This window comes from Herminiimonas sp. KBW02 (genome assembly GCF_003852535.1).
Taxonomy (GTDB): domain Bacteria; phylum Pseudomonadota; class Gammaproteobacteria; order Burkholderiales; family Burkholderiaceae_D; genus Oxalicibacterium.
In genome coordinates, this window is the sequence record NZ_QAJP01000014.1 from 1 (window position 1) to 1,312 (window position 1,312).

Annotated in this window: 1 protein-coding gene; it reads right to left on the reverse strand. The window is 50.8% G+C overall.

Annotated elements, in window-relative coordinates; all coding sequences use genetic code 11:
- Positions 1-74: 74 nt before the first annotated feature.
- Positions 75-1,223: an IS481 family transposase gene (locus tag DBR37_RS17070; protein ID WP_124575672.1), complete on the reverse strand. Its 1,149-nt coding sequence runs from the start codon at positions 1,221-1,223 to the stop codon at positions 75-77.
- Positions 1,224-1,312: the final 89 nt, after the last annotated feature.

The window sequence follows — 1,312 nt, forward strand, 5'->3', positions numbered from 1 at the left end:
GCCACTCACTTTCTTTGCTTCGCTGTATAGACTCGATACATAGGTAACACTTGTGCCGGGACATAGGTAACACTTTAATCGGTCATGTCGGGACGACGCAAATCTATTCTGTCGAAGCGTTGATGTCCAAAGTACAAGTCAAAGACCCCATCCATACTGGGATCAGCTCTGGCTGCAATCAAATGGCGATGTAAGGCATTGGATACCTTGAATGAACGTCCCTGAATGAGGATCTTGCCGTCCCATCCCACTTCCATGATGACATCACTATCCCGATAGTGAATGCTGGGTAATTGTTCCGGATAGGCAATGCGACTAGGCGTATAGCGCGTGCCCGGTGTGTGCATAGCAACCGCCTCATGCGGGCGCTCATGGTTATAGATATGCCGCCACAGATCGAAGGCATGCTGTGCCTGCACCAAGTCTTGGAAGTACCTGTTTTGTAATACTTCACGCTTCAAACTACGATGGAAACGTTCGTTCTTACCGTTGGTTTGGGGATGTGCTGGACGACTATGGGTGACTTGGATGCCCAACTGGATGAGCCAGATCGTCAAGGTGGTGATGCCATGCCCATGCTTGGCTGGACTCCCCCAGGGTGAACCGTTATCCACATTGATCCGTAGCGGCATGCCATAGCGTCGAAATACGTCCTGTAGCGTGCTTTGCACGTGGTGTCGGTCAGGTCGATGACAGGCCTGAAGCACCACGTTATAACGAGAGTGATCATCAATGATGGTCAAGGGATGGCAAGTCTGTGTCGCTGTCTCAAAGTGTCCTTTGAAATCCATCTGCCATAAATCATTGGGGTGAGCATGTTCAAAGCGTGTCCAGGGCGTACTGTCTTGGCTGGCTTGGGCGTCTATCAAGCCATGGCGCTTCAAGATGCGGGTAATGGTGCTAGGTGTAGGAATACCCGAGTGACCTAGATCCAATAAGCGTCGATGCAGCTTGCGCGCACCCCATGCCGGGTGTTGCTGACGCAGTTCAATGACCATCGTTTCGGCTATGGATGGGGTGCGATTAGGATGATGCAAAGGACGCCGTGAGCGTTCCACCACGCCTGCACAGCCTTCCTCTGCAACCCGGTGCAACAGCTTGTATCCAGTCTTGCGACTGATACCAAATCGCGTACACAGCATGCTGATATTGGCATCTTCTTGGCGGGCTAAAGCTACAAACTCTTGGCGTAACGACATCATATTGGCAACTTTCCAGGGCATGGTTCATCATCCTTTGGACGTCTTATTTGATATCCAAAAGTGTTACCTATGTCCCGGCACATCTGTTACCTATGTCATGAATCTATACA